At 70.8% G+C, this 24,158-nt stretch carries 20 protein-coding genes and 1 riboswitch; of the genes, 10 read left to right on the top strand and 10 right to left on the bottom strand.

The window, feature by feature from the left end:
• Positions 1-5 precede the first annotated feature (5 nt).
• A complete protein-coding gene (locus tag ACF1BE_RS09460; protein ID WP_392198394.1) occupies positions 6-227 on the bottom strand; it encodes a CbtB-domain containing protein in 222 nt (73 codons plus the stop codon).
• 38 nt (positions 228-265) lie between these two features.
• Positions 266-400, bottom strand: a riboswitch (cobalamin riboswitch).
• Positions 401-562: 162 nt separating this feature from the next.
• The gene (locus tag ACF1BE_RS09455; RefSeq protein ID WP_392198393.1) at positions 563-2,158 is read right to left on the bottom strand and encodes a hypothetical protein; all 1,596 of its coding nucleotides are present in this window, start codon (positions 2,156-2,158) and stop codon (positions 563-565) included.
• Between the two features lie 339 nt (positions 2,159-2,497).
• On the opposite strand from ACF1BE_RS09455, the gene ACF1BE_RS09450 reads away from it, so the two are divergent.
• The 5 genes from ACF1BE_RS09450 to ACF1BE_RS09430 all read left to right on the top strand — a co-directional run bounded on the left by ACF1BE_RS09450 (position 2,498) and on the right by ACF1BE_RS09430 (position 7,316).
• Entirely contained in the window at positions 2,498-3,973 is a 1,476-nt protein-coding gene (locus ACF1BE_RS09450; protein ID WP_392198392.1) for an amidase, read from the top strand.
• A 61-nt stretch (positions 3,974-4,034) separates the two neighbouring features.
• Positions 4,035-4,703 carry an HAD family hydrolase gene (locus ACF1BE_RS09445; RefSeq protein WP_392198391.1) on the top strand — a complete coding sequence of 223 codons (669 nt, stop codon included), beginning with the start codon at positions 4,035-4,037 and terminating at the stop codon, positions 4,701-4,703.
• 23 nt (positions 4,704-4,726) lie between these two features.
• Entirely contained in the window at positions 4,727-6,217 is a 1,491-nt protein-coding gene (locus ACF1BE_RS09440) for an MFS transporter (RefSeq protein WP_392198390.1), read from the top strand.
• Between the two features lie 59 nt (positions 6,218-6,276).
• Positions 6,277-7,119 carry a helix-turn-helix domain-containing protein gene (locus tag ACF1BE_RS09435; RefSeq protein WP_392198389.1) on the top strand — a complete coding sequence of 281 codons (843 nt, stop codon included), beginning with the start codon at positions 6,277-6,279 and terminating at the stop codon, positions 7,117-7,119.
• A complete protein-coding gene (locus ACF1BE_RS09430) occupies positions 7,101-7,316 on the top strand; it encodes a DUF397 domain-containing protein (protein WP_392198388.1) in 216 nt (71 codons plus the stop codon). The genes ACF1BE_RS09435 and ACF1BE_RS09430 overlap by 19 nt, the downstream gene beginning before the upstream one ends.
• Before the next feature lie 10 nt (positions 7,317-7,326).
• On the opposite strand, the gene ACF1BE_RS09425 is transcribed toward ACF1BE_RS09430, so the two are convergent.
• From ACF1BE_RS09425 to ACF1BE_RS09410, 4 genes are all read right to left on the bottom strand, one after another.
• Positions 7,327-9,090 (bottom strand): thiamine pyrophosphate-dependent enzyme, encoded by a 1,764-nt coding sequence (locus tag ACF1BE_RS09425; RefSeq protein WP_392198387.1) that lies wholly within the window; start codon positions 9,088-9,090, stop codon positions 7,327-7,329.
• A 14-nt stretch (positions 9,091-9,104) separates the two neighbouring features.
• On the bottom strand, positions 9,105-10,688 hold the full coding sequence (locus ACF1BE_RS09420; protein ID WP_392198386.1) for an FMN-binding glutamate synthase family protein: 1,584 nt from the start codon (positions 10,686-10,688) through the stop codon (positions 9,105-9,107).
• Positions 10,689-10,888: 200 nt separating this feature from the next.
• Positions 10,889-11,101, bottom strand: a complete 213-nt coding sequence (locus ACF1BE_RS09415) for a hypothetical protein (protein WP_392198385.1) — start codon at positions 11,099-11,101, stop codon at positions 10,889-10,891.
• Positions 11,102-11,399: 298 nt separating this feature from the next.
• Complete coding sequence (locus ACF1BE_RS09410; protein WP_392198384.1) at positions 11,400-12,407, bottom strand: DUF2637 domain-containing protein; 1,008 nt, start codon at positions 12,405-12,407, stop codon at positions 11,400-11,402.
• 863 nt (positions 12,408-13,270) lie between these two features.
• Here ACF1BE_RS09410 and ACF1BE_RS09405 point away from each other — a divergent pair.
• A complete protein-coding gene (locus tag ACF1BE_RS09405; protein WP_392198383.1) occupies positions 13,271-14,284 on the top strand; it encodes a glycosyl hydrolase in 1,014 nt (337 codons plus the stop codon).
• A gap of 182 nt (positions 14,285-14,466) precedes the next feature.
• Positions 14,467-15,231, top strand: coding sequence for an SDR family oxidoreductase (locus tag ACF1BE_RS09400; RefSeq protein ID WP_392198382.1), 765 nt, complete (start codon positions 14,467-14,469; stop codon positions 15,229-15,231).
• Positions 15,232-15,383: 152 nt separating this feature from the next.
• Here the strand turns inward: ACF1BE_RS09400 and ACF1BE_RS09395 are convergent, their stop codons facing one another.
• Positions 15,384-15,851 (bottom strand): hypothetical protein, encoded by a 468-nt coding sequence (locus tag ACF1BE_RS09395; RefSeq protein WP_392198381.1) that lies wholly within the window; start codon positions 15,849-15,851, stop codon positions 15,384-15,386.
• A 159-nt stretch (positions 15,852-16,010) separates the two neighbouring features.
• Positions 16,011-17,540 (bottom strand): hypothetical protein, encoded by a 1,530-nt coding sequence (locus tag ACF1BE_RS09390; RefSeq protein WP_392198380.1) that lies wholly within the window; start codon positions 17,538-17,540, stop codon positions 16,011-16,013.
• Between the two features lie 197 nt (positions 17,541-17,737).
• On the opposite strand from ACF1BE_RS09390, the gene ACF1BE_RS09385 reads away from it, so the two are divergent.
• From ACF1BE_RS09385 to ACF1BE_RS09375, 3 genes are all read left to right on the top strand, one after another.
• Positions 17,738-18,937: a PucR family transcriptional regulator gene (locus tag ACF1BE_RS09385; protein WP_392198379.1), complete on the top strand. Its 1,200-nt coding sequence runs from the start codon at positions 17,738-17,740 to the stop codon at positions 18,935-18,937.
• Positions 18,938-19,340: 403 nt separating this feature from the next.
• Positions 19,341-19,631: a potassium channel family protein gene (locus tag ACF1BE_RS09380; RefSeq protein ID WP_392198378.1), complete on the top strand. Its 291-nt coding sequence runs from the start codon at positions 19,341-19,343 to the stop codon at positions 19,629-19,631.
• Positions 19,632-19,837: 206 nt separating this feature from the next.
• Positions 19,838-20,671, top strand: a complete 834-nt coding sequence (locus ACF1BE_RS09375) for a class II glutamine amidotransferase (RefSeq protein ID WP_392198377.1) — start codon at positions 19,838-19,840, stop codon at positions 20,669-20,671.
• 317 nt (positions 20,672-20,988) lie between these two features.
• Here ACF1BE_RS09375 and ACF1BE_RS09370 read toward each other — a convergent pair whose 3' ends face one another.
• Together ACF1BE_RS09370 and ACF1BE_RS09365 are read right to left on the bottom strand one after the other, a co-directional pair.
• Positions 20,989-22,593 (bottom strand): MFS transporter, encoded by a 1,605-nt coding sequence (locus ACF1BE_RS09370; RefSeq protein ID WP_392198376.1) that lies wholly within the window; start codon positions 22,591-22,593, stop codon positions 20,989-20,991.
• Positions 22,594-23,396: 803 nt separating this feature from the next.
• Positions 23,397-24,149 (bottom strand): hypothetical protein, encoded by a 753-nt coding sequence (locus ACF1BE_RS09365; RefSeq protein WP_392198375.1) that lies wholly within the window; start codon positions 24,147-24,149, stop codon positions 23,397-23,399.
• Positions 24,150-24,158: the final 9 nt, after the last annotated feature.

Raw genomic sequence — 24,158 nt, 5'->3', positions numbered from 1 at the left:
TCGCGTCAGTGGCAGGGGAAGCCGAGCAGATGGCGGGCGTCGTGCACCCACTCGTGGACGTCCGTGCCGTCGAGCACGGAGGTGGCGCCCTGTTCGGCGCCGACGAAGTACAGCAGGACGAGCATGAGGATGCCGAAGAAGACCGCCCACGGGGCGATGGCCTTCAGCGGCAGCTTGGCCGGTACGGCGGGGAGGGTGGCTGTCGGCCGGGCGACGGTCTGCGCCATGGCAGGACCTCCTCTGGGAGTTCGCGTCCCATCTCGGTGGTGCACAGGACGACGGCCACGGGTCTGACTCACGAACACCCGGAGGCTCTCGCATACAGTGGCGCGACCGTGCCGGACTCCCACCGGCTTCCGTCGACCGTCGTCGATGTCGGACGGACAGTACCGCGTGGTGCCCGCCCGGCCAAGAGCGCACCGCGGGCGGGCGGACGGCCGGGTGCCGGCGCCCGCGGCGCCCGGCGTACGCCCCCTCGGACGCACGCCCCCCTCCCCGACGACACCCTCGTCGAACCCGCCTGCGGCGATGACGCCCTCGACGGCCGCCCCGGCCGCACGGGTCACAGGTGCAGCCCCACATGGTTCACGATCAGCCGCTTGCCCTCGGGGTCCAGGGCGAAGTAGATGCGTCCGGCCTCGTTGGGCGACACGGCGTCGCGGACCTTGATGTGCGGCAGCCCGTCCCGGCGCTTGTGCTCGAACATGAAGTAGCGCTTGTCCTTGTTCTTGCTGAGCTTCTCGTCGCTGTTCGCGAACCTCAGCCCGTGGTGGTCGTAGAACCACTGGTCGAGTCTGGGCCGCTTGCCGGGCTTGGTGTACAGGTCCATCGCGGCCTGCGCGAGGGCGATCAGCTGGTCGGTCATCTCCTCGGGATACGGGTACTGGGAGGCCTTCCACGCGCGCGCCGCCCGCACCGTGAACACGATGCGCTCCTCCGACGTCCTGGCGAGAGCCTCGAAGGTGGGCACGGCGTCCGTGCCCAGGACCGGGATCCCGTGCCAGACGTCCGGCTCGGCCGCCTGCCCGGCCCCGCCCCGCGACAGGTCCAGGTACAGCTTCTTCCAGTAGTCCCGGTCCTGGCGCAGCGTCTCGGCCGCGGCGGCCTCGGACTGCGCCTTGTCACGTTCCTCCATACAGCTCTGGGCCATGTCCTCCCACGACCTGGCGTCCTCCTCCAGCTGCCGCGCGCGTTCCTTCAGCGCCTCGAGCTCGGCGGTCGTGTCCCCGGCGGCCTGTGCGCGCGACAGCCGTTCGGCCGCTCTGCGTGCCCCGGCCCGGTACGAGGCCTGCCGTGCCCGCTCCCAGGCCGTGTCACTGCCCCGGGCGATGACGGAGAGATGGGCGAGCGACGGCATGAGCCGTCTGCTCACGAAGGACGGCTGGGTCACCTGCTCACGTGAGTAGGCGGGATGTTCCAGGCCGAGGTTGGGCCAGACCAGCCGTGCCCCGCCGCTGGGGACGGCCACCTGCTCGTGGACCCGGCGGACGGCCTGCGCGGTGACGTAGTTCAGGGTCACGACCTGGGCCAGTCCGGCGAGTTGTCCCGAGGCGTCGGCCGCCACGGTCCATGCCGCCTGGTCCCGGGGGTGCATCAGGAGGATGGGCAGGCGCGTGCTCAGTACCAGCGACTCCAGCAGCACCGCCGCATGCCCGGGCTCCCGGATCCGCTCGTACCGCCCGGTGGCGCGCTGACCGAGCACCCGCACGTCGAGTTCGCCGTCCGCGAGCACCGCCCGCAGCAGATGGGGACGCCTGAGCCGCGGATTCTGCACCGGCGCGATCCAGCCGTCGGGGATCTCCCTGCCCATGACGACCCGGAGTCCCCCGCCGCCGTCCTCCGTCCCGGAGACCGTGACGCGGGTGACGAACTGTGCCGGACCGTCGGACAGCGGCTGGTGGATGGTCATCCGCAGCGCACGGGCGCGCTCGTCGCCCGCCACGGACCAGCTCACCCTCCGCTCGCCCTGCCCGGGGTCCCTGCCGGTGAGCACCGCACGCCCGGCGCGGTCGAGGTCCGCGGGGTACGGGGCCGGTGACCGGCCGCGGTCACCGAGCCATGCGGCGAGATGGTCGCGCAGACGCTCGTACACGTGGCCGGGCCGCCGGGCGGACCGGGCGTCCTGGACGTCGAAGGCGACGGCATACAGCACCTGCACGGTGGCTCCCCTCAGCCCCGGACGCCCGGCGAGCGGACCGGTCCCCCCTCGAACACGGTCAGGGCGTCACTTGAGGGGTCACCGTAGTACCGCCGCACCCGACCGGCCATGACTTCGCAGCGCGCATCGTTCCTCACGATCGGTGTCCGGCTTTTGCCGATCGGCGCGCGTGCGGCCAGAAACGATCGTCAGGGGCTGTTCGGTGGGGGTGAGCGGCCACCGATCATGCAACCCTCTGCGACGCCGCGGTGTTTTAGTCCGTACCAAGTCCCACCCGGCTGGGCCGGCTCCTGGTACGCCGGTCCACGGACGCCAGTGTTGTCGAGGAAGGAAAGAGTGATGGGCGATTTCGAGGCGCTGACGGCGCTCCAGCTCGCTGAGCTTGTTCGTTCCCGGGCCGTGTCACCGGTGGAAGTGGTGCAGAACTCCCTGGACCGCATCGAGCGGCTCAACCCCGCGGTCAACGCGTTCGTCACGGTCTGCGCCGACCAGGCGCTCGCCGCCGCCAAGGAAGCCGAACAGGCCGTGCTGTCCGGAGCCGAGCTGGGTCCGCTGCACGGCGTCCCCATCGGGGTGAAGGACCTGGACCCCGTCGCCGGCGTGCGCGTCACGCGTGGTTCGAAGATCTTCGCCGAGGAGGTGGCACAGGACACGATCCTGTGTGTCGAACGGCTGACCGATGCCGGCGCCATCGTGGTCGGCAAGACGAACACGCCGGAGTTCGGGTTCAAGGCCACGACGGACAGCTCCCTGCTCGGGCCGGCTTCCACGCCGTTCAACCTGGCGATGAACGCGGGCGGCTCCTCCGGCGGGAGCGCGGCGGCGGTCGCGACGGGCATGGTCCCGCTGGCGCAGGGCTCGGACGCGGGCGGTTCGCTGCGCGTACCCGGAGCCTTCTGCGGTGTGTTCACCATGATGACGACCTTCGGACGGGTGGCGGTGCCGGCCCGGCCCAACGCGTTCCGCCGTCTCAACCCCATGGTCTGCTACGCGCCGCTGGCCAGGACCGTGGACGACGCCGTCCTGGGACTCGACCTGATGTCGGGCCCGCACCCCCGGGACCCGTACTCCTTCCCGGTGGGTGAGCCGCTGGCGGCGGCACTCTCGCCGTCGCTGGCCGGAATGCGTGTCGCCTACCTGCCCGACCTCGGCGGCTACCCGGTCGAGCCGGAGGTCGAGGCGCTGGTGCGGGCGGCACTGCCCGCCCTCGAAGAGGCCGGTGCCGAGATCGTGGAGGTCGACTTCCGGCTGCCGCTGCCCGCCGCCGAGCTGACCCGGATGTGGCGCCGCTACCTGTCGATGGCCCACGCCGAGTCCGCCGCGATCAGCCTGCGGCAGGGCATCGATCTGCTGGGTGAGCAGGGCCGTGTCGTGGACCCGGGCTATCTGGAGAGCGTCCGGACCGGCGCCGCGCTGAGCGCGGTGGACTTCCGTCTCGGCGACCTCGTGCGCACCCAGGTGCTGGACGCGTTCGAGGACCTCTTCGACGGCTACGACCTGATCGTCAGCCCGGTGAACTGTGTGGCGGGCATCCCCAACGACAGCACGCGCACCACCGTCGGCCCCCGTCAGGTCAACGGCCAGGACACCGACCCGTTCGTCGGCTGGTCCATGACGAGCCCGTACAACCTGATCGGCAGCCCCGCGGCCACGGTCCCGGTGGGCCGGGCGGCCAACGGTGTCCCCGTCGGCATGCAGCTCGCGGCCCGCCGGCACAACGACGCGGCCGTCGTGCGCGGTGCCGCCGCCTGCCAGGAGCACCTCGACTGGCAGCACCTGTACCAGGAGTTCGACCCGGGGCTCACCGCCCGGTGACGTCCCGGCCGGCCACCGGGCCCCACACCCGCCCCCCAGGGACTAAGGATGGTTGACACCGATGACTGAAGAACCCTCCGGCGCTGAGCCGGTCCGCGCCGCACTCTTCGATCTCGACGGCACGCTCGTGGCCACCGAGCACCGCAGCCGTGCCGCGTGGACCCGGCTGTTCCGCGCGCACGGGCTGGAGGTCGACGACGCCCTGCTGGCCACCTTCGTCGGCCGCCGCGGCCAGGAGGCGCTGGCCGACCATGTGCACCGCTTCCCGGGCGGTTCCGTCCCCGACCTGTTCGAGGAGGCCGTCGGATACCTCAACGGCCCCGACATCCCGCCGCCCCATCCCGTACCGGGCGCCGAGGTGCTGGTGAAGAAGCTGCACGCCGAGGGGGTGCCGATGGCCGTGGTCACCTCCGGGCTGCGCGAACACGCCCGCGCGCTCCTCGACCACGTGGGCGGCGCGGGCCTGTTCACCGCGCTGATCACCGCCGAGGACGTGCGCCGGGGCAAACCGGACCCCGAGGGATTCCTGGCGGGGTGTGCCGCGCTGGGCGTCTCCCCGGCGCGGGCGGTGGCGTTCGAGGACGCGCCCGCGGGGATCGCCGCGGCCAAGGCGGCCGGGCTCAGGTGCGTCGCGCTGACCACCACGCACGCCGCCGAGGCGCTCGGCGCCGCGGATCTCGTCGCACCCGACCTCGCCGGCATCAGCTGGCCGCGGCTGTTCGCCGCCTGATCCACTTCACGGACGGACCCACCATGCGAAGCAAGGACGCCGACCCGGACCGCTCCCCCGCACCACCGCGGACGGACGACCCGGTATCCCCCGGCGGGAGCGGTGCGCCGGCCCTGCCGGCCGCCCACCGCTGGCGGCTCCTTGCGGTGCTGCTCGCGGCACAGTTCATGGCCAACATCGACACCGCGATCGCCAACATCGCCGCACCGGCGATCCGCGGCGACCTCCACGCCTCCGGCGGGGAGACCGGCCTGGTGATCTCCGGCTACGTGGTGGCCTACGCCGTACTGCTCGTCACCGGCGCGCGGCTCGGCGCCAGCCACGGCCACCGCCGTGTCTTCCTGGCCGGGATGGCCCTCTTCACCGTCGCCTCGCTGGCCTGCGCGCTGGCCCCGGGCGCGCTCGTGCTGATCACCGCGCGAGTCGCGCAAGGGGCCGGCGCGGCGCTGATGGTGCCGCAGGTGCTCAGCGGCATCCAGACGCACTTCGCCGGCCGGCAGCGGATCAAGGCGCTGGGCTACTACGCGATCGCGCTCTCCGGAGGCGCGGTGGCCGGCCAGGCCCTGGGCGGCGTGCTGATCGCGGCCGACCTGTTCGGTACGGGCTGGCGCCCCATCTTCCTGATCAACGTGCCGGTCGGCATCCTGCTCAGCTGGGCGGCACTACGCTGGATGCCGGCCGAGGAGAGGCGAGGCGGCTGGGACGACGTGGACGCCCGCGGCATGCTCCTGCTGTCCGTCGCGGTCCTGCTGCTGATCGTCCCGCTGCTGCTCGGCACCGACCAGGGCTGGCCCGCCTGGACCTGGCTCTGCCTGGCCGCGAGCGTGCCGGTGACGGTGGCCTTCCGGCGCGGCCAGCGCCGTCTCGCCGCGCGGGGCGGCAGGCCCCTGATCGCCGAGGAGGTGGTCCGCGAACCTGCCGTCCGGTGGCTGCTGGCCGCCCACGGCGTCACCACCATGACCTACTTCGCCCTGCTGTTCGTCCTGGCGGTCTACCTCCAGGACGGGCTGGGACACGGACCCGCCTACGCCGGGCTGGCGATGGTCTCGTGGGTGGCGGCCTTCGGCCTGGCCGGCCCGCTGCTCGCCGCCGTACCCGAACGCCACCGGCCGGCGATGCCCGCCCTCGGCTGCCTGATCCTCGCCGCCGGCTACACCGCCGTGTGGTGCTACCTGGTCACCGGGCACCGCTCCGGCCCCGTCCTGTTCCTGCTGCTGGGCATCGGCGGACTGGGCCTGGGCATCAGCTCCAACTCCCTGATCGGGCAGATGACGTTCACCCTCCCGGACGACTACGCCGCCGACCTGTCCGGGGTCATCAGCACCAACGCGCAACTGTGCGGGGCGCTGGGTGTCGCGACACTGGGCGGCGTCTACCTCTTCCTGTCCGACACGGCCAGGGCCACGGCCGGGTCGGCGGCCCACGCACTCCAGTGGATGCTCTGCGCGTCGGCCGCCCTGTCGGTCCTGTCCGCAGCGGCGGCCCACCGTGGCAGCCACCCACACACCGGGTGAACTACGCTGTGTAGCCGGAGCGTTACGAGACTGCGCTCGGACCGAGGGGAGCCAGCCGTATGTCGCAGCGACGCGTCGTCACCGGCCGCAGCCAGGAACCACGCCAGCGCTTCGCCGAGGAACTGCGGACCCTGCGCACCGGCAGCGGGACGAGCCTGCGGCAGCTCGGGGAGCGGCTGGGCTGGGACTGGTCCCTGTTCGGCAAGATGGAGAAGGGCGAGACGCTCGGCAGCCCCGAGGTCGTCCAGGCCCTCGACACGCACTACGGCACGCCGGGACTGCTGCTCGCGCTGTGGGAGTTGGCCGCCGGGGACCATACGCAGTTCCGCGAGCGGTACCGGCGGTACATGGCGCTGGAGGCGAAGGCGGTGAGCCTGTGGCACTTCGCGGTGAGCGTCCTGCCGGGGCTGTTTCAGACACCGGGATACGCGCGGGAGGTGCTGGCGGCCGGTGGGCTGAAGGAGAAGGAGCTGGAGCAACAGGTCAAGGCCCGCATGGGGCGGCGGGAGTTGTTGGAGGGGAAGGACGCGCCGCCGTTCCGGACGATCCTGTCGGAGGCGGTGCTTCGGACGCCGTTGCGGGACGTGGGCGAGTGGCGGGGGCAGTTGGAGTACCTGGTAGGAGTTGCGGAGCGTCCCAACGTCACGGTCCAAGTGGTCCTACAGAGTGCCGGGTTGCACGGCCTGTTGGGGGTGGACGTCTGGTATCTGCTCCTTCCCGAGGGCAGAACCGTGGCGTACACCGAGAACGGATACTGGGGCCAACTCATCGAGGATGCCGGTCCGGTTGTACGTTTGCAGAAGACGTACGATGCGGTGCGCGACCTGGCACTCACCCCGGTGGAGTCGCGCAAGTTCATCCTGCGGATGTTGGAGGAAAAGGCGTGCGATCCATCGACCTGAGTGCGGTGTCTTGGCGTAAGAGCAGCTACAGCAACCAGGACGGCGGCGCGTGCCTCGAGGTCTGCGACGACCTCGACGCCGTCGTTCCCGTGCGGGACAGCAAGGTCCCGCACGGGCCGGTGCTCGTGTTCCCCGCCGGTGGCTGGGCCAGCTTCGTGACCGCCGTCACCGACGACCGGCTGAGCGACGGACGCTGAACCGGTTCTGTCAAGGCGTGCTGTCGTCCCCGTGGCTGCGGACGATCTCCTTGAGCTTGGCCATGGCGAACCCCCAGCCCTGCTCGACGGTCGGCTTGGCCGGTACCGCGACCTCGTCCGGGTTGGTGAGCACGTCGAGCAGGACGGGCCCGGGGGTGTCGAAGGCGTGGCGTACGGCCTTCTCCAGCTCGGCCGGGTCGGTCACGCGGATGCCGGGGATGCCCATGGCCGTGGCGACGGCGGCGAAGTCGGGGTTGTCCAGGACGGTGCCGAACTCGGGGAGCCCGGCCTGTTCCTGTTCCAGCTTCACCATGCCCAGGCGGCGGTTGTCGAAGACGACGAGCTTCACCGGGAGACGGTGTGTCTTCAGGGTCATGAGGTCGCCGAGGAGCATGCTCAGCCCGCCGTCCCCGCAGAAGGCCACAACCTGCCGCCCGCGGTCCAGGCACTGGGCTCCCAGCGCCTGGGGCATCGCGTTGGCCATCGAGCCGAGGTTGTAGGAACCGATGAGCTGCCGCTCGCCCCGCATCTCGACGAAACGTGAGAGCCACACCGTCGCCATGCCGGTGTCGGAGGTGAAGACGGCGTCGTCGTCGGCCAGCCGGTCCACCACGGCCGCCAGCGCCTCCGGCCGGATGTCGTGGGTGCGGTTGTCGAGCGAGGAACGGACGCGGCCGATCAGGCCCTTGTCGTGCGCCGGGTCGGCCAGTCGTGCCTGGTTCTGGCGCCACTGCTGAAAACGCTCACGTGCCTTCTCCAGGTGCGAGCGGTCCCGCGCGCCGTCCGTGCCGGCGGGAGGGGCGGCGAGGTGGACGAGCAGGTCCCGGACGGTCACGCCGGTGTCGCCGACGAGGCCGATGTCGACCGGTACGCGCCGCCCGATGTGAGCCGCCTCGGTGTCCACCTGGATGACGGTCTTCCCTTCCGGATACCAGTCCCGGTAGGGGAAGTCGGTTCCCAGGAGCAGCAGGGTGTCCGCGTCGTTCAGGGCCGACGCGGCGGCCGGGTTGCCGATCAGTCCGGTCTGGCCGACCTGGAACGGGTTGGTGTCGCCCTCGAAGCCCTCCTTGGCCTTGAGGGTGAGCACCATCGGCGCGGCGAGCCGGTCGGCGAGGGCCAGCACGTCCTCGCGGGCGCCGCGCGCGCCCCGTCCGACGAGCAGCGTGACCCGTTCCGAGCCGTCCAGGAGCTCGGCCGCCCGGCGCACGGCGGACTCCTCCGGCCGGCTGAGCGGAGGGTTGAGGGAGAACCTGGCCGGGCGGTCCGTGTCCAGTTCGAGTTCGCCCAGGTCGCCGGGCACGGTCAGGACGGCGACCCCCTTGCGGCCCAGGGCGTGGCGCACCGCCGTCTCCAGCATCTGCGGCAGCTGGTCGGGAGAGGTGATGGTCGCGCGGAAGACGGCCACGTCGCTGAAGAGGGCGTCGTTGTCGACTTCCTGGAAGTAGTCGGTGCCGAGTTCGGCGAGCGGTACCTGGCCGGCGATCGCCAGGACGGGGGTGTGGCTCTTGGCCGCGTCGTACAGCCCGTTGAGCAGGTGGACGGAACCGGGTCCGACCGTGCCCATGCAGACGCCGAGGGTGCCCGAGAGCTGCGACTGGGCGCTCGCGGCGAACGCCGCCGCCTCCTCGTGCCGGCAGCCCACCCACTCCAGGTCCTCGGTGGTGCGGATGGCGTCCGTCAGGGGGTTGAGCGCGTCTCCCACCACGCCGAACACCTGGCGCACGCCGAGTTCGCTCAGTGCGTCCACGATGACGCGGGCGACGGTACGGGCCACTTTGTTCCTCCAGGTCAGACGGTGAATCGGTCGGGGTCGGCGGCCTGCCAGTCGGCCGCCCAGGAGGCAGGGGGTTCAGCGAGCAGCTGCCCCGGTTCGAGCCACTCGTACAACTCCTCGTAGGAGCGCTCGGTGTACGGGTCGATGCGCCGGCGGAGCATGTGCGGGCGCAGCTCGGCGGGGTCGGTGACGCCCATGGACGCCATGAGCTGGAGGGCGCCGGCCACCGTCGCCTCCTGGAAGCGCTGGACCCGCGGCGTCTTGTCCCGCACGTCGAGGGCGCGGGCGCGGTGGGGGTCCTGGGTGGTCACACCGGTGGGGCAGGTGTTCGTGTGACACCGCTGGGCCTGGATGCAGCCGACGGCGAACATCATCGCCCGTGCCGCGTTGCCGTAGTCGGCCCCCTGCACCAGGCGTTTGACCAGATCGGTACCCGTGGCGATCTTGCCGCTCGCTCCGATCCTGACGCGGTCACGCAGGCCGGCGCCGACGAGGGCGTTGTGCACGGTGAGCAGGCCCTCGGTCAGGGGGGTTCCCATGTGGTCGGCGAACTCCAGGGGCGCGGCTCCGGTGCCGCCCTCGCCTCCGTCCACGACGATGAAGTCGGGGCTCGTGCCCTCCTCCAGCATGGCCTTGCACACGGCCAGGAACTGCCGGCGCGAGCCCACGCACAGTTTGAACCCTGCGGGCTTGCCGCCGGACAGCTCCCGCATCCGGGCGATGAAGCGGACGAGTTCGCGTGGGGTGGAGAACACCCGGTGGTACGGCGGTGAGATCACCGTCCTCCCCTCGGGCACGTCCCGCACCTTCGCTATCTCGGCGTTGACCTTCGCGCCCGGCAGGACCCCGCCGATGCCCGGTTTGGCGCCCTGCGAGAGCTTGAGGGACACGCACTTGACGTGCTCGTGAGCGGCCTTGTCGGCGAACTCGGCAGGGTCGAAGTCGCCGTCCTGGGTACGGCAGCCGAAGTATCCGGTGCCTATCTCCCAGACCAGGTCCCCACCCGGCCGCAGGTGGTACTCCGACAGGCCGCCCTCACCGGTGTCGTGGGCGAAACCGCCGGCCGCCGCGCCGCCGTTGAGAGCGAGGACGGCGTTGCCCGACAGCGAGCCGAAGCTCATCGCCGACACGTTCAGCAGCGCCATGTCGTAGGGGCGGCCGCAGTCGGGGCCGCCGATCCGCACCCGCGGGGGCGTCTCCGGCACCGGGCAGGGAGCCATGGACGGCACCAGGAACTCGTAACCCGGCTGGTAGACGTCCCGCTCCGTGCCGTACGGCTGCTCGGCATCCGTGCCCTTCGCCCGCTCGTAGACGATCGTGCGGACGTCCCGGTCGAAGGGGCGGCCGTCGAAGTTCCGCTCGATGAAGTACTGCTGCAGCTCCGGGCGGATCCGCTCCAGGAGGAAGCGGGCGTGTCCCAGAACGGGATAGTTGCGCAGCACCGAGTGCCTGCGTTGCACCAGGTCCGCCGCACCCAGCAGACCGAGCAGGACGAGCGGTACGGCGGCCGCGCACCACCAGGGGGACAGGCCGACCGCCGCGACGGCCGCCACGATGCCGGCGGCCAGGGTCAGGGCCACGATTGCCATACGAGTCACCTCTCGCTCCTTGCCCTGGGCCGCCCTTCCAGTCCCAGGGTTTCGTCAAGAAACCGGCAAGGTGCGGCGGAGCGGACGCGGTGAGGAGGCGCCGGACGAGCTGCGCGGAAGCCGGCGCCAGGTGCGTGTCCGGATCAGGCCGGCCGGGATCGCGGGCGCCGCATGGCCCCGCGACCCCGGCAAGATCCGAAAGAGAGGCCCTAGACGGCCAGGAAGGTCGACCGGGCCACCGGACAGCCGTTTCCGCAGACCCAGAGCCGGAACGGCAGTCCCCGGTGGCGCACCTCTGCCAGCACCCGGCCGCTCGCTCCCAGCGGGCAGGCGCAGACGGCACAGTCCATGGCCATCTGCTGGCGGGGCAGGAGCTGGGCGACGTCGGGGAAGGACGGGAGCAACGTGACAGAACTGTTCACTCGGTGGTCCTGACGCGCAGCCCGCCTTGGACCCCTGCGCCGTGTGGCTGCCTGTCCGGGCCGCGGGGGTGGTGGCACCGGGCGTCGACGGCCGGCCCTCTGCCCGCGATGTCCTGGATGAGCCCGCGGCCGGTGCCTGCCGTGGACCCCTCGCGCCGGAGGGACCGGCCGCCGGCGGAGCGGGCGCCGGGGGCTGCCCGGACCGGAGTGATGGAACTCGTCATCGATGTGGAGCCCTCAACTGTTCTTCAGACGGTGGTCGGCCTGGCTGGTGACGCCTCGGTGCGCCGGCGCGGGCTCACAGGATGTCGCCGGCCCGTCCGAAGAGGCGCGGATCGCCGAGGCGCTGGTCGTAGACCGCTTGGCCGCCGGAGCCGAACCGCCCCGGCTCGGTCTGTAGCGTGCGGCCGGTCGCGGCCACGTCGGGACGCGTCACCGGCCCGCGACCGTGGGAGCGGGCATCCCGTTGCCCATGCTCCCCCAAGGGGAGGTCACCGTATGCCGACGTCGTACCGCCCTGCGGCAGTCGTACGTCCGGCGCCTCCCCGGCGGGCGCCCTGGGAAGCCGCAACCGGTGCCGGGGCAGCACCCGCCGGGGCGGCCTCGTCAGGGTGATCTGCCGCACCACCTGCTGGAAGCACGCCAGCGAGGCGAAGCACGGCAAGGCGGCAGCCGCGGTGCCGATGACGTTCCTCGGAGCCTGTGCGACGCACAGCGTCATGGCGATGGCGGAAAAGACCAGGAGCATGGACCAGGAATGCAGGGCCCGACGCTGGTGCAACGCTGCCCGGAGGATGGACAGCGACGCCACCAGCCAGGGGCCGAACACCAGGAGAGGCCACCAGGACACCACGCTGCTCTGCATCCGCGACTCCGCCACCAACCGCAGCGGATCGTAGGCGATCAGGCCGCCGAAGATGCTCACAGCGGAGGCGATGGCGGTCACCAGTGCGGCGATGAAGCGGGTGGCGATCCGGATCTTGTTCGGGCGCTGCCGTGTTCGCACCTTCCGATGGTTCCGAGGAGGAGACGTCACCGGCGGCGCTTCCGCCGTGACTTCCACCAAGGTTTCGCGAGGGGGCGTCGGACCCGGACCGGCGAGAAAGTCCTCGTCATGTGCCGTCGGGATCCTCGACTGCTGGTCGATGGCGTCCCGCAGCATGAAGGCCAGCTCTTCCGCGGGATCCCAGTTCGAGTCAGGAGGAGTCAGGTTCGACTGGAAATCGTCGGTGGACGCCCGATGCCGTCCCCCGCCGTTCTGGAAGCCGTCCGGATATTCGACGGGGGGCTCTGGGTAATACCCCATATGTTCACCGTACATGGCGCCGCCCGGTCATTCCGTCGGCACGCAGAACCCGGCCTCCGGACTGGGCCATCGTCTCGAGATGTCCGTTTCCAGGGAACTGATGGCGTCCATGAATTCCTGTAGCGTCCCCTCGATGACCTCGAGCGTGACGGGGAGGCCACCCTTCACCAGCACCCCCTTGGTGGACCCGGCCATGTTCGGCGCAGGCAGATACATGTAGGAGCCCAGCCGTGCCGGTCGCCTCACCGTCGAGTACGACCACCCTGTAGCGACTTCGGATGCTCGCCCTCTGATTCCCTTCGTCATGTTACGAGTAACGCCGCCATTCGATGATGGATGCGGGAGCGAACGGGTGACACATTAGCCCGACTAGCACCTCGGTCAGGTATCGTCTGGACCTATATGAGGCTGTATTAATAAAGACAAGCGGACACCGTCGAAGCGGCGCCCATCGCTGCCACGCATCTCGGCATATCGGTCCAGGGCTCTCATCCGTACCGGTTCCGGGCGTGGCCGCGGTCGCCGCGTTCGGGTGCGCTGCCCCTAGGCGCCGCGGCGCACCCGGCAGCCGGCTGGTCAGGTCCCGGCCACCTCGGCACGGGGCAGGGCCGAGCCACCCACGCCGGCCGACCGCTACGGCCGCGACCGAAGTCCGTCGCGGTCCGGGGCCTCCGTGGTCGGCCGACGAGCCGCAGCACGAAAAGGCATATAGCGGAGAAGAAGCCGGCTTCTCGACAGCGTTCAGGAAACGTTTAGTCAAGAATTCCGCGAGCGGGTTGCGGACGAGGGTCCGACCCATTGACGCCGAACCGGTTTAGCAGCCACCTTGGCGACACGTATTCCGATCGACCAGGAGAGCTCGGATGCTCAAGAGAACAATCCGGCATCACGTCACCTTCATCGTGGCTGTCGCTTCTGTCGCCGCGGCGGTCCTCGTCTGGCCGGCGACGGAATCCGCGCAGGCGTTTCCCGCGACTCCCAAGCAGACTGTCCTGAACTACCTCCGCTCCATTTCCGGTGACCACATCGTTTCCGGGCAACACAACAAGGAGCCCGCTTCCGCGCCCGGGCAGTACACGCAACAGGTCAAGGACGTGACCGGGCAGTATCCCGGTCTGTGGGGCGGCGACCTGATGTTCGCCGCCGCGGACGTGGCCGACCGCCAGCGCGTGATCGACCAGGCGAAGACCGAGTGGGCGAACGGCTCTCTGGTCGCCCTCACGTGGCACGTCTGCCCGCCGACCGGCGGGAGCACCTGCGCGTTCGAGGGCGGCGTGAAGTCGAACATCTCGAACGCGCAGTTCTCGGAGATCGTCACCGACGGCAGCGCCCTGAACAATGCCTGGAAGCGGCGCCTCGACGAGGTCGTCCCCTACCTTCAGCAACTGAGGAACGCGGGCGTTCCGGTCCTCTTCCGGCCGCTGCACGAGATGAACGAAGCGTGGAACTGGTGGGGAAACCGGCCCGGAACCAACGGCAGTGCGCGCCTTTACCGCATCACCCATGACTATCTCGCCGAGACGAAGGGCCTGGACAATCTGATCTGGGTCTGGAACGTGCAGGACAATCCGGCGGGCGGCTGGAGCAACTACTATCCGGGCGACCAGTACGTGGATGTCGTCTCGCTGGACGCCTGGTACAAGAACTACCCCAGTTCCGCCGACTACCAGCAGATGCGGAGCATCGCGGGGACGAAGCCCATGGCCATCGCGGAGATGGGCAAGGTGCCGACCGCAGCACTGCTGGACAGTCAGCCGCAGTGGGCGTGGTTCATGATCTGGTCCGAACAACTGCGTGGGAGCAACACCAATGCGGAGATCCAGACGGCGTACTTCCTCCCGCGTGTGCTGAACCAGGGCGAGGTCGCACTGCCCTGACCCCCTGGAGCCGGCCGGCTGTGCCGCTCACAGCCGGCCGCGCAGTGCCCGTCGGCGCACCGGACCCCCGACGCCCGGCACTCCGTCGGTCAACGTCCCTGACCCAACCGGGTGCTCTCCCTGCCGGGCGCCGTCCCGCCCGCCCCTGCCGGGGCAAGGAGAAAGGAGCCGCCGCTGAAGAGATGAAGAAGGGACCCACCTTGAGACCCGACTCCCCTCCAGACCTGTCCGGAAGACGCGCCGTTGTCACGGGGGCGGCACGGGGTCTGGGGGCCTCCATCGCCCGTCGCCTGGCTCAGGCCGGTGCGAGTGTGTGCCTCGCCGACGTACGCCGTGAAGACGGCGAGAAGGTGTGCGCCGCTCTGGCCATGGACGGTCACGACGCGCGCTTCGTGCACCTCGATGTCCGCGACGCCGACGCCGTCGCCGCGGCGATCGAGGACATCGAACAGGACGGATGGCCGGTGGGCATCCTCGTGAACAACGCCGCGGTGGACGTCACCAAGCCGATCGAGCACCTGACGGCCGACGAAGTCACCCATGTGGTGACCACGAACCTCCTGGGCCCCATGTATCTGTGTCTGGCTGTTTATCGGCGCATGATCGCACGCGGTGAGGGCCATATCGTCAATGTTCTGTCCACCGCCTCCAACCGGACCTGGACCGAAGCGGGTCCCTACGCCGCGAGCAAAACGGGCCTGCGGGCTTTTACCCACACGCTGTTCCAGGAGGCCCAGCGAGACTGTCTCGGAATCGGCGTCACGGGCGTGATTGCCGGTGGGATGGAAACGCCGTTCATCACCGAGCGTTTCCCGGACGCCGACACATCGAAACTTCAGCATCCCGATATCGTGGCCGACGCAGTGCTGTGCGCGTTGTCCGTACCCTCCACCAGTGCCATGCCGGAAGTGGTGATCGTGCCGCGAACTGAATCGTCCTGGCCGTGAGGCGGCTCGGCAGGGCAGGAGCCACAGCCTGAGCGCTCCTCACCGTCGGCCTCGCCGTCCAGGCTCCGCGTTCGCATGCCGCGCTGCTCACCTCCACCAGGAGGGAAGAGCCGGCTTTCACCGACTTGCACAGCCGGCAGAAGCAACCCGCCTCATGGCCGGCGGTCGGAGCCGGCCAGCATCCCGTAGGTGGTCAGCCCGTACAGCAGATGCGGCACCACGTCCGATGCCCAGTCCTTCGCCGACCAGCTCGTCGGATCACTCACACCCAACCGTGCCATCGGCAGGTCGGTCGCCACCATGGCCAGGGCACCGGTGAGCACCCCGCCCAACCACCACGGCGGCCGAATACCCGCGCCGCGGGTGAGCGAGACAGCCATGCCGATGCCGCAGCCGACGGCTATGCCCGACAGCGCACCCAGCCCCGACAGCCGGTTGTCCCGGATCTCACCCGCCCCCGGGACCGGATGCCCCGTACCGTGTGCGATCTTGTCCACGGTCCGGGCCGGGGTCTGGCTCGATGGCCTGCCCCGCAGTGCCATGTCGGCATAGGTCACGGCGTTCAGTACCGTCGTCCCGGCGGCGCCTGCCGCCCCACCGCGCACAATGGTCTGCATCATGCCTGGCCGAGTCCCCCCTGCGCTCGAGCCGAATCAGGCAGGGAGGGTGAGGGCGAACGGCACTGCCGGCGGGCAGGAAGCGGCTGCACCCGGGTTCGAAGACGGGCCACGGGCCGATGGGCACCGAACCGAAGGCCGGCACCCCCGGTCAGCGCCGCGTCACGCCGTCGGCGTGCCCTGGCCGAAGAGGCGGCGCTCTCCGTGCAGGGTGAAGGGAGTGGTGCGCAGGTCCACGACGCTGATGCCGAAAATCTTCAGCTGAAGCGTCAGCTCGGTCTTGAGGTCGTACCCGGCCGTCAGCTCCCAGGCGGGCTCCGCGTCCGAGGCCCCGCTCGCACGTCCCCGCAGCTGGACGGAGAGGTCGCCACCTACTCCGGCCGCGTCGTAGAGGGAGACCTTGGTCCTGGCACCGATGACGGCCTTGGCGGTGGCCGCCCCTTCGACGCGCGGCTGGTCGCCCTCGGTGCGCTGCTCGGCGTGCCGGACGGACTGCCAGCCGTTGGCGCGGTCGTAGCGGGCGCCGATGTCGAACGAGCCGGACGTGCGCTGGTCGGCGTCGAGGACGATGCGCCCGTCGGCCGTGAAGCGGTAGACGAAGACGACCTCGGTGTTGACGACGACGGGCACGGGACCCACCCAGAAGGTGTGCCGGCCGGTGACTGCCGCGAGCGGCCGGGTGACCTCGCCGGAGTCCACTGCGCGGCTCACCTTGCCGTGGACCTGCCAGTCGTACGCGTACGAGCCGCCGAGGCCGACGGCCGCCCGCTCGGGCAGGACCGACAGACCGCGCCGCTTCTCGTACTGGAAGAACACCTCGGGGGTGAACCTCACTTCGCCCGCCAGCCGCGCGGGTGAGCGGTCGGTGGCCTCGATCCCGGCGGGCAGGGGCACGTCGAGGGCCAGGCGGAGCGTGGTCAGCGGCGTCGCCGCCTCACGCGGCAGGCCGGGCCCGGCGCTCGCCGTCGGAGCGGAGGCGGGGGCGGATGCCTCCGAGGACGCGGTGAGCGACGGTGACGGCGACGCGGACGGCACGGGTGAGGCCGTACCGGCGCCCGTGCCCGTGCCTGCCGGTTCGGGGGAGACCGACGGCGCAGCATGCGACGGAACGGGACCGGTGGGCGAGGGGGACACCGGGGCGCTCGCAGCCGCCGACGCGCGGTCCGTGGTCGCCGTCACGCCCTCCGACAGCGGCTTGACGCGCAGTTCGCCGGCGGGGACGGCCGCGCGCCGCTCCACGCTGCGCTCGCCGAGAAGTTCGGGAAGGGTGGCGGGCGCCGTCGTCACGGAGACCTCGTCCCCGTTGCTCCGCACCACCTTGGCGACCTTGAACAGCGCACCGGCGGGCGCCGAACGTGTCGGCGCCGAGGCGACGACGTCACCGGCGCGTACGGCCCCGCGCTCCGACGTCTTCAGCACCGCCCGGCGCTGCCCCCGGTCGTAGGCGGCGACGCGGACGGACGCGGAGTGCACACGCCGGTCGGGCCGGGCGGACGGCTGCCCGACCACGGCACCGGCGCCGTCGCTCTCCACCTCCTCGTAGGCGGGTGCCGAGGCGCTGCTCAGGGGCGCGGCGACTGCCGAGGGGGCGTCGCCGGACGGGGAGAGCAGCGCCTGCGCGCCGAGTCCGGCGGGCACGAGTATGCCGAGGACGGCGGCGGGCAGCGCCACACGTCTCCAGGAAAAGGCCATGGGGAGTCCTTCGTGTGCGTCATGAGGGGGGTGGGACCGGCAGCGCGGTCCTCCAAGTCCCGTCGTTCACCGGCCACCTGACGTATGTCGGTGCTCCGGAGTCCGGGACTGCTGGACCTAGCATGTCGAGCGTTCGAACAACGCACCATGGAGGAAGGCAGCGACCAGTGGGGGGCACGGAGGGGGTTTCCACAAGAGTGCCGGCGGCGGTCGCCGCGCTGCGCGACGATCTGCCCGCCATCGCCGGTGAGTTGACCGACCGGCTGAGGGCGGAACTGCCGTCGTACGCACGCGTGCCGCCGGAGCTGCTGACGCTGCGCGTGACGCGAGCGGTGGACCGCGGCCTGGGTGTCGTGGCGCGGTTGTGCGCGGCCGGGGATGCGGACGCCCTGCCGGTGGCCGCTCGTGGCACCGGCGGCGACCCGGCGGTGCCGGTCACCGCCGTCGGGGCGATCGGTGACACCGTGCCGGTCGACGACGTCATCCACGCTTACCGGACCGGCGTCGACGTGGTGTGGTCGCGGTTCGGCGCGGAGATGGCCGCGCGGCAGGCCACCCCGGAGGAACTGCTGGCGATCGGTGAACAGGTGTGGTCGTGGGCCGGGGCGATGACGCTGCGGATCGTACGCCGCAGAGCGCTTCGCGATGCGCGGGCCGAAACGCGCCCCGGGTCGGCCGAGGGCCGGCTCGGGGCCTATGTACGCCTTCTGTTGACGACCCCGGCGGATCCGGCCGTGGTGCGGGCCTTCGCCGGAAAGCCGGGTACGGCGCGCCTGCCGTTCAGGGCGCGGGCGACGTCCGGGGCGACGGCGCTGACCGCCGTGGTGCGCTCACTGCGGCCGTGGCTGGCCGTGGACGCGGCCGGTGAGCCCATGGTGACGACCGTCGACGGCGACGCGGCGGGGTTGCTGACCGGGCGCCCTTCCGCGCTGTGCCGGAACCTGGTGGTGGGCCTGGGTGTGGCGGTCGCCGCACACGACCTGGCCGAGGAGTTCACGGCGGCGAGCCGAGCGGTGCAGACGGCGGTGGCCTTCGGCATGGCCGGGGTGTTCACCTGCGACGAGCTGGGGCTGCGGGCTGCCGTGACGCAGACGCCGGTGCTGGGTGAGCTTCTGGTACGCCAGCGACTCGCGCCCCTGCACGAACGCGGGGACGACGGCGCCCAGTTGGAGGAGGCGGTGACGGCGTACCTGGAACACGGGCTCAGGCTGGAGGCGGCCGCGCGCACCCTGTTCGTCCACCCGAACACCCTCCGCAACCGCTTGCGCCGGTTCGAGGAGGTCTCCGGGACCAGTCTGCGCGATCCGGGGGACCTGGCAGAAGTCTGGTGGGCGCTGGCGCACCAGCGGGTGCACGGCCGTCCGGCCGCGGTGATGCCACCGGCGCGCGATCGATGACGACCCCCGTCCGGTGCCGCACCCTGCCGCGCGCCCTGCGCGTGCGGGTGCCCCGCGACCGCCCCGGCGTGCCCCGCGCCAGCCCCGCGATGGACCGGCACGGGGTGCGACGGCTGGCCGTGACGGCGATGAGGAGGGCTGCGGGACATGACGGATGACCTCCCACGGCCCGGCCGTCACGCGGTCCTGTCGGCGGTGACGCGGTCGGTCCTCATGTCGTCCGGACTGGTCCTCGCGTACTACCTGCTGCCCATGGACGCACCGCTCGACGGCGGCACGGTGACCGGTCTCGTCCTCGGTCTGCTCGCGGTGACGGTGCTGTTCCTCCGGCAGGTTCGTGCGATCGTACGTTCCCCGCACCCGGGACTGCGGGCCGTGGAGTCGCCGCCGTCCTCCCCTGTTCGTGCTGCTCTTCGCCACCTCGTGTTTCCTGCTGGCGCGGAACACACACGGCAGCTTCACCGAGCCCCTCACCCGTACCGACGCCCTGTACTTCGCACTCACCGTGGTCAGCACCGTCGGCTTCGGCGACATCACCGCACGCACCGAGACGGCACGCGTCATGACGATGATCCAGATCGTCGGCGGGATCCTGCTTGTCGGGCTCGCGGCTCGGGTGGTGGTCAGGGCTGCCGAGGCAGGCCGACGCCGTCGGGACCCGGAGACAGGTGACCGTGCTCCGGGGCGGAAGTGAGCCTTCCATCACCGCAACGGCGTACGGCCACTGGTTCCGCACCGGCCGCGGAACGGCGAGCAACAGCTCCCGCGCACCCGTCCCGGGTGATGCGGAACCGCACACAGCGGGCCCACGGTGGACTTCACAGAGAAGCAGCCGCTGCGCCTCCGTCGGAGACGACACCCCTGCGGCGTGGTTTTCGAACACCAGGAAGGTGGTAGCCGATGTGCCGGTGGCTTGCCTACACAGGAACACCCGTACTGCTCGACACCGTGCTGTACAAACCGGTCCACTCGCTGATCGACCAGAGCCTGCACGCCCGGATGGGTGTCGAGACGACCAACGGCGACGGGTGCGGCGTCGGCTGGTACACACCGGACGACGGCACCCCCGCGGTCTTCCGGGACACCGGCCCCGCATGGAGCAACCGCAATCTGCGGGAGATCGCCGACCATGTCCGCTCCCCCCTGTTCTTCGCCCACATCCGGGCCTCGACCGGCACACCGGTGCAGCAGTCCAACTGCCACCCGTTCCGCCACGGCCGCTGGATGTGGATGCACAACGGCGGGATCACCGACTTCCACCAGGTGAGGCGTGATCTCGCCCTGGCGGTCGATCCGGGACTCTTCCTCGATATCGAGGGATCGACGGACTCCGAGATGATGTTCTACCTGGCACTCACCTTCGGTCTGGAGCAGGACCCGCCGGGCGCCGTCGCCCGTATGGTCGGCTTGGTGGAACGGACCGGTCATGAGCACGGGGTGGAGTTCCCGATGCAGATGACGGTCGCCGTGACCGACGGCCGGCAGGTGTGGGCCTTCCGCTACTCCAGTCAGGGAGCCTCCCGCTCGCTGTACTACAGCACCCGGGTGGAGGCGCTGCGCGCACTCCACCCCGACGTGGAATTCCTGCAGGAGGTGTCCGACGAGACCCGTCTCATCGTGTCCGAACCGCTGGGCGATCTGCCCGGCGCCTGGAACGAGGTCCCCGAGAGCAGCTACGGCGTCGTACAACCCGGAGGGGCCAACCTGATCCCCTTCGCCCCGCAACTTGTGTAGGGCGCCGGTACTCTCCGTCGACCGACATCCTGACGCCCGACCTGCCGCCGGTTCAGCGGGGTTGGCCGTGCGCGACGCCCCGGTCCCGTGTTGCGGATGTGCCGTTCGGTCGGGATCGGAGGCCGTGCCGGTCGCACACCGCGTGCGCGCACGGTACACCGTGCACCGAGATGGCCGCACCGGCTCCGGGTGGACGTATGGCTGCGGTGCGTCACAGAGGCTACCCGGCCCGCACCGTCGGTCCGTCTCACCGCTCCGCCGCCCCTGGCCCGGCGGGGCGGTGAGACGAGGACAGCTCGGATGCAGCCGCCCCAGGGCTACGGCTTCGTCGACCCCGGCTGGACCTTCACGATCCGTGAGGTGAAGAACATCGCGAGGAGCGCGGCCGAGGCGAGGATGGCGACCGCGGCGCGCAGACCGTCGATCCTGGCCGCCTCGTTCGCGTCGAGTGCCGCCTGAGCCACCTTCTCGCTGGTGCCCGCCTCGTCGAGCGCGGACTCGAGGTCGGCGTCGGACAGGAACGGTACGCCGCTTTCCAGCTCGACGGTCGCCTGGCTCTTGACCTGGGCCGGGACATCCGGATTCTGCTCCACGCTGGTGAGGAAGGACGTCGTCATCGCGGCGATCAGGATCGACCCGGCGAGCGCCGTGCCGATCGAGGCGCCCAGGTTGGTGACGGAGTTCTGGACGCCGCCGACTTCCGCGCTCTCCGATTCCGGCACGGCGGACACGGTCACCGACCCGAGCTGGGACGCCAGCGCGCCCATGCCCAGCCCGATCAGCAGCAGGGGGATGGTGACGATCTCCGCACCGGCGTCCACGTCGAGCGCGGCCATCAGGACCACCGCCCCCGCGAACAGCGCGCACACTCCGAGCCGCACCACTCGACGGGGCGAGACGTCCGGCAGGTAACGGGGGATCAGGACGGCGGCCGCCAGCAGGGTCACGGAGAGCGGCAGGAGGCGGGCACCCGTCTTCAGCGCGGACAGGCCCAGAGCGACCGACAGATAGAGCGGTACGACGAAGAAGACGCCCATCTGGACGAGGTACTGGAAGAAGAACATCGTCAGTCCGCCGGTGAGCTGCTTGTTCTGCAGCATGGCCGGGTCGACGAGTGGCTCCCTGTGCCGCTTCACCGTGCGGGCCTCCCAGCGGAGGAAGAGCCAGACCAGCAGGAGCCCGGCCAGCATCAGCCACACGACGAGCGAGACCCCGAGCCACGAAGGCGCGTCGGGCTTCGGCTGGAACCAGCCCCACTCGTCGGAGCGGAGCACGCCGTAGACGAAGACCCCGAGCCCGAGCGCGGACAGCACGGCGCCGACGACGTCGATGCGAGCGCCTTCGCCGACCGGCGCGTCGGCGATACGGCGGGCGAGCACCAGGATGCCGAGCACGACCAGGACCTCTCCCGCGAAGACCCACCGCCAGGAGAAGTACGTCGTCGCGACACCCCCGATGAGCGGCCCGACCGCGATCGCCACGGCCCCCGCGGCCGCGACGAGACCATAGGCGGCGGGACGGCGCTCGGTGGCGAAGTTGCCGGCCACGAGCGCCACGATCGCGGGCATGATGAGCGCCGCCCCGATCCCCTCGAGAAACGACCAGCCGATCAGCAGCACGGTCAGGCTCGGTGCGAGTGCCGTGGTGAAGGAGCCGCAGCCGTAGATGACGCAGCCGATCATGAACACGCGCTTGCGGCCGATGAGCGCCCCCACCTTGCCGCCGAGAATCATGAACATCGCCATCACGAGGGTGTAGGCCGTGATGGCGCCCTGGACGCCCGTCACCGTCGCGCCCACGTCGTCGGCCACCGTCGCGATCGAGACGTTCATGACCGAGCTGTCGAGCGCCATCAGGAACTGACCAGCCGCGAGTGTCAGCAGAACGGTCCGCGCCTTTGCCGGGCTTTCCCTGGGTGCCATGCGCGCATCGTTCCAGCCGCCCTCGGGGTGAAACCCGTCCCACCCCGGAGGTCGACCGATTGGCGGAGTCGCTCCCGGCCGTGAGCTGCTCGCCGAGCGCTGCCGGTCGGACGCCCTGAGATGAGTAGCGGCTCCGGTGAGAGGAGATGGGAAGTAGCTTGACCGGCCGAACGCGAACGCGAGGGCGCGATTGTGCTGAGTGCGGCCCGCTCGGGTGCCGCGGCACGGAGTGCGGGGAGCACCGGCGCCGGGAACGGCTGGCCTGTCTTCGCCGCATGTGCGTTGTCGCTCCTGCGACCACGTCGTCGAGCCGGGAGACCAGCCCGGCGTCGGCGGCGACCGGCATCACTGTCTGATCCAGGACAACCGCGTCGCTCCGTCGGAATCAGCGTCGAACGAGCGTCAAGACATTCCCCGAACCCCTCTCTCACGGAGTTGAGGCCGAGCGATCCCGGCCGGCGCCCCACTGGGAAACCGCAGGTGAGACATGTGGCGGGACCTGCATCATGCTCCACGGGGTGGACTTACGGAAACATGTCGGCACGACCCGCCCGCGGTCTGGGCAAATCAGAAGAGCAGCAGGTCAGGAGCCCTTAGCCGCCGGTTCAAGGATCGCCACGCACTCCACGTGATGCGTCATCGAAGCACGTCACGGAAGCCGAGTGTTGCGTCAGCGCGGGCGTCAGCCACATTGAGCGGCCTTGGCTGACGCCCGGAGCGTCAAACGAGCGTCACGACCATATCCATCAGCGTTTCCGCCAAGCCGAACCGGGCGGACAGCGACCACGGCCTCCTCGCCGACCTCACCGGTTCCCGTAGTCCTCCACCAGGTTGCCGATGAGCGAGAGGAGGGCGTCGGCGCGGTGCCTGTCCTCGCGCTGGGCGCGCAGGGCCTGGTGGACCTCCCAGAGCCGGTCCAGGGCGGCCGGGTCCCCGTCCTGCACCTCTTCGAGCAGCGGATCTGTGATCAGGTCGAGGCAGGAACTGAGCAGCGCGCGGGTGGCCGGAGACGGCGGAGCCGGGTCGGTAGCAGCGTAGGCGGTTGTCAGATAGCGCGCGGGATCGGTGAGACTCCAGCCGACGACGGTGCCGTCCTGGACCAGGAGCGCCACGTCCGGGGCGATCCCGATACGGGCCTCCAGCGGTGCGTCGAGGACCTCGAGGTCGCGCAGACAGGTCAGCACGGCATCCCCGGGCGCACGGCACAGCACCGAGGCCGCTTCGAAGCGGCAGTCGCGCTCCTCGTCCGCGCGCAGCCCGCCCGGACGGACGGCCGGCACGGAGGGGAGGCGGGCGCAGTCCTCGACTGATGCCGACTCGTGGGGCAGCTGGAACTCGGCGCCGACCAGCTCCCGGCTCGCCCGGTCGAACCGGAGCGTGTCCGGGGTGTCCCACAGCCACTCCTGGCTGCCGAAGGTGTCCGCGAGGAACCGCACACGTTCCTTCACGTCCGCGTAAGGCGCGACGGCCACGAAGGTGCCCGGGAAGCGCGGAGTGAAGCGCAGAGGATCGTCCGTCACCGTCGCGCGCCAGTCGTTGTCGAGGGTCAGTCTCATGGTCAGTGC

Source organism: Streptomyces sp. NPDC014991 (assembly GCF_043080665.1).
Lineage (GTDB): Bacteria > Actinomycetota > Actinomycetes > Streptomycetales > Streptomycetaceae > Streptomyces.
This window is presented reverse-complemented; position numbering and strand designations above follow the sequence as displayed.

Bases quoted from the DNA above. Each gene is read 5' to 3' on its own strand.
- ACF1BE_RS09460 (WP_392198394.1), bottom strand. From the start codon at position 227: ATGGCGCAGACCGTCGCCCGGCCGACAGCCACCCTCCCCGCCGTACCG.
- ACF1BE_RS09450 (WP_392198392.1), top strand. From the start codon at position 2,498: ATGGGCGATTTCGAGGCGCTGACGGCGCTCCAGCTCGCTGAGCTTGTT.
- ACF1BE_RS09445 (WP_392198391.1), top strand. From the start codon at position 4,035: ATGACTGAAGAACCCTCCGGCGCTGAGCCGGTCCGCGCCGCACTCTTC.
- ACF1BE_RS09440 (WP_392198390.1), top strand. From the start codon at position 4,727: ATGCGAAGCAAGGACGCCGACCCGGACCGCTCCCCCGCACCACCGCGG.
- ACF1BE_RS09435 (WP_392198389.1), top strand. From the start codon at position 6,277: ATGTCGCAGCGACGCGTCGTCACCGGCCGCAGCCAGGAACCACGCCAG.
- ACF1BE_RS09410 (WP_392198384.1), bottom strand. From the start codon at position 12,407: ATGGGGTATTACCCAGAGCCCCCCGTCGAATATCCGGACGGCTTCCAG.
- ACF1BE_RS09405 (WP_392198383.1), top strand. From the start codon at position 13,271: ATGCTCAAGAGAACAATCCGGCATCACGTCACCTTCATCGTGGCTGTC.
- ACF1BE_RS09400 (WP_392198382.1), top strand. From the start codon at position 14,467: ATGAAGAAGGGACCCACCTTGAGACCCGACTCCCCTCCAGACCTGTCC.
- ACF1BE_RS09395 (WP_392198381.1), bottom strand. From the start codon at position 15,851: ATGATGCAGACCATTGTGCGCGGTGGGGCGGCAGGCGCCGCCGGGACG.
- ACF1BE_RS09390 (WP_392198380.1), bottom strand. From the start codon at position 17,540: ATGGCCTTTTCCTGGAGACGTGTGGCGCTGCCCGCCGCCGTCCTCGGC.
- ACF1BE_RS09375 (WP_392198377.1), top strand. From the start codon at position 19,838: ATGTGCCGGTGGCTTGCCTACACAGGAACACCCGTACTGCTCGACACC.
- ACF1BE_RS09370 (WP_392198376.1), bottom strand. From the start codon at position 22,593: ATGGCACCCAGGGAAAGCCCGGCAAAGGCGCGGACCGTTCTGCTGACA.
- ACF1BE_RS09365 (WP_392198375.1), bottom strand. From the start codon at position 24,149: ATGAGACTGACCCTCGACAACGACTGGCGCGCGACGGTGACGGACGAT.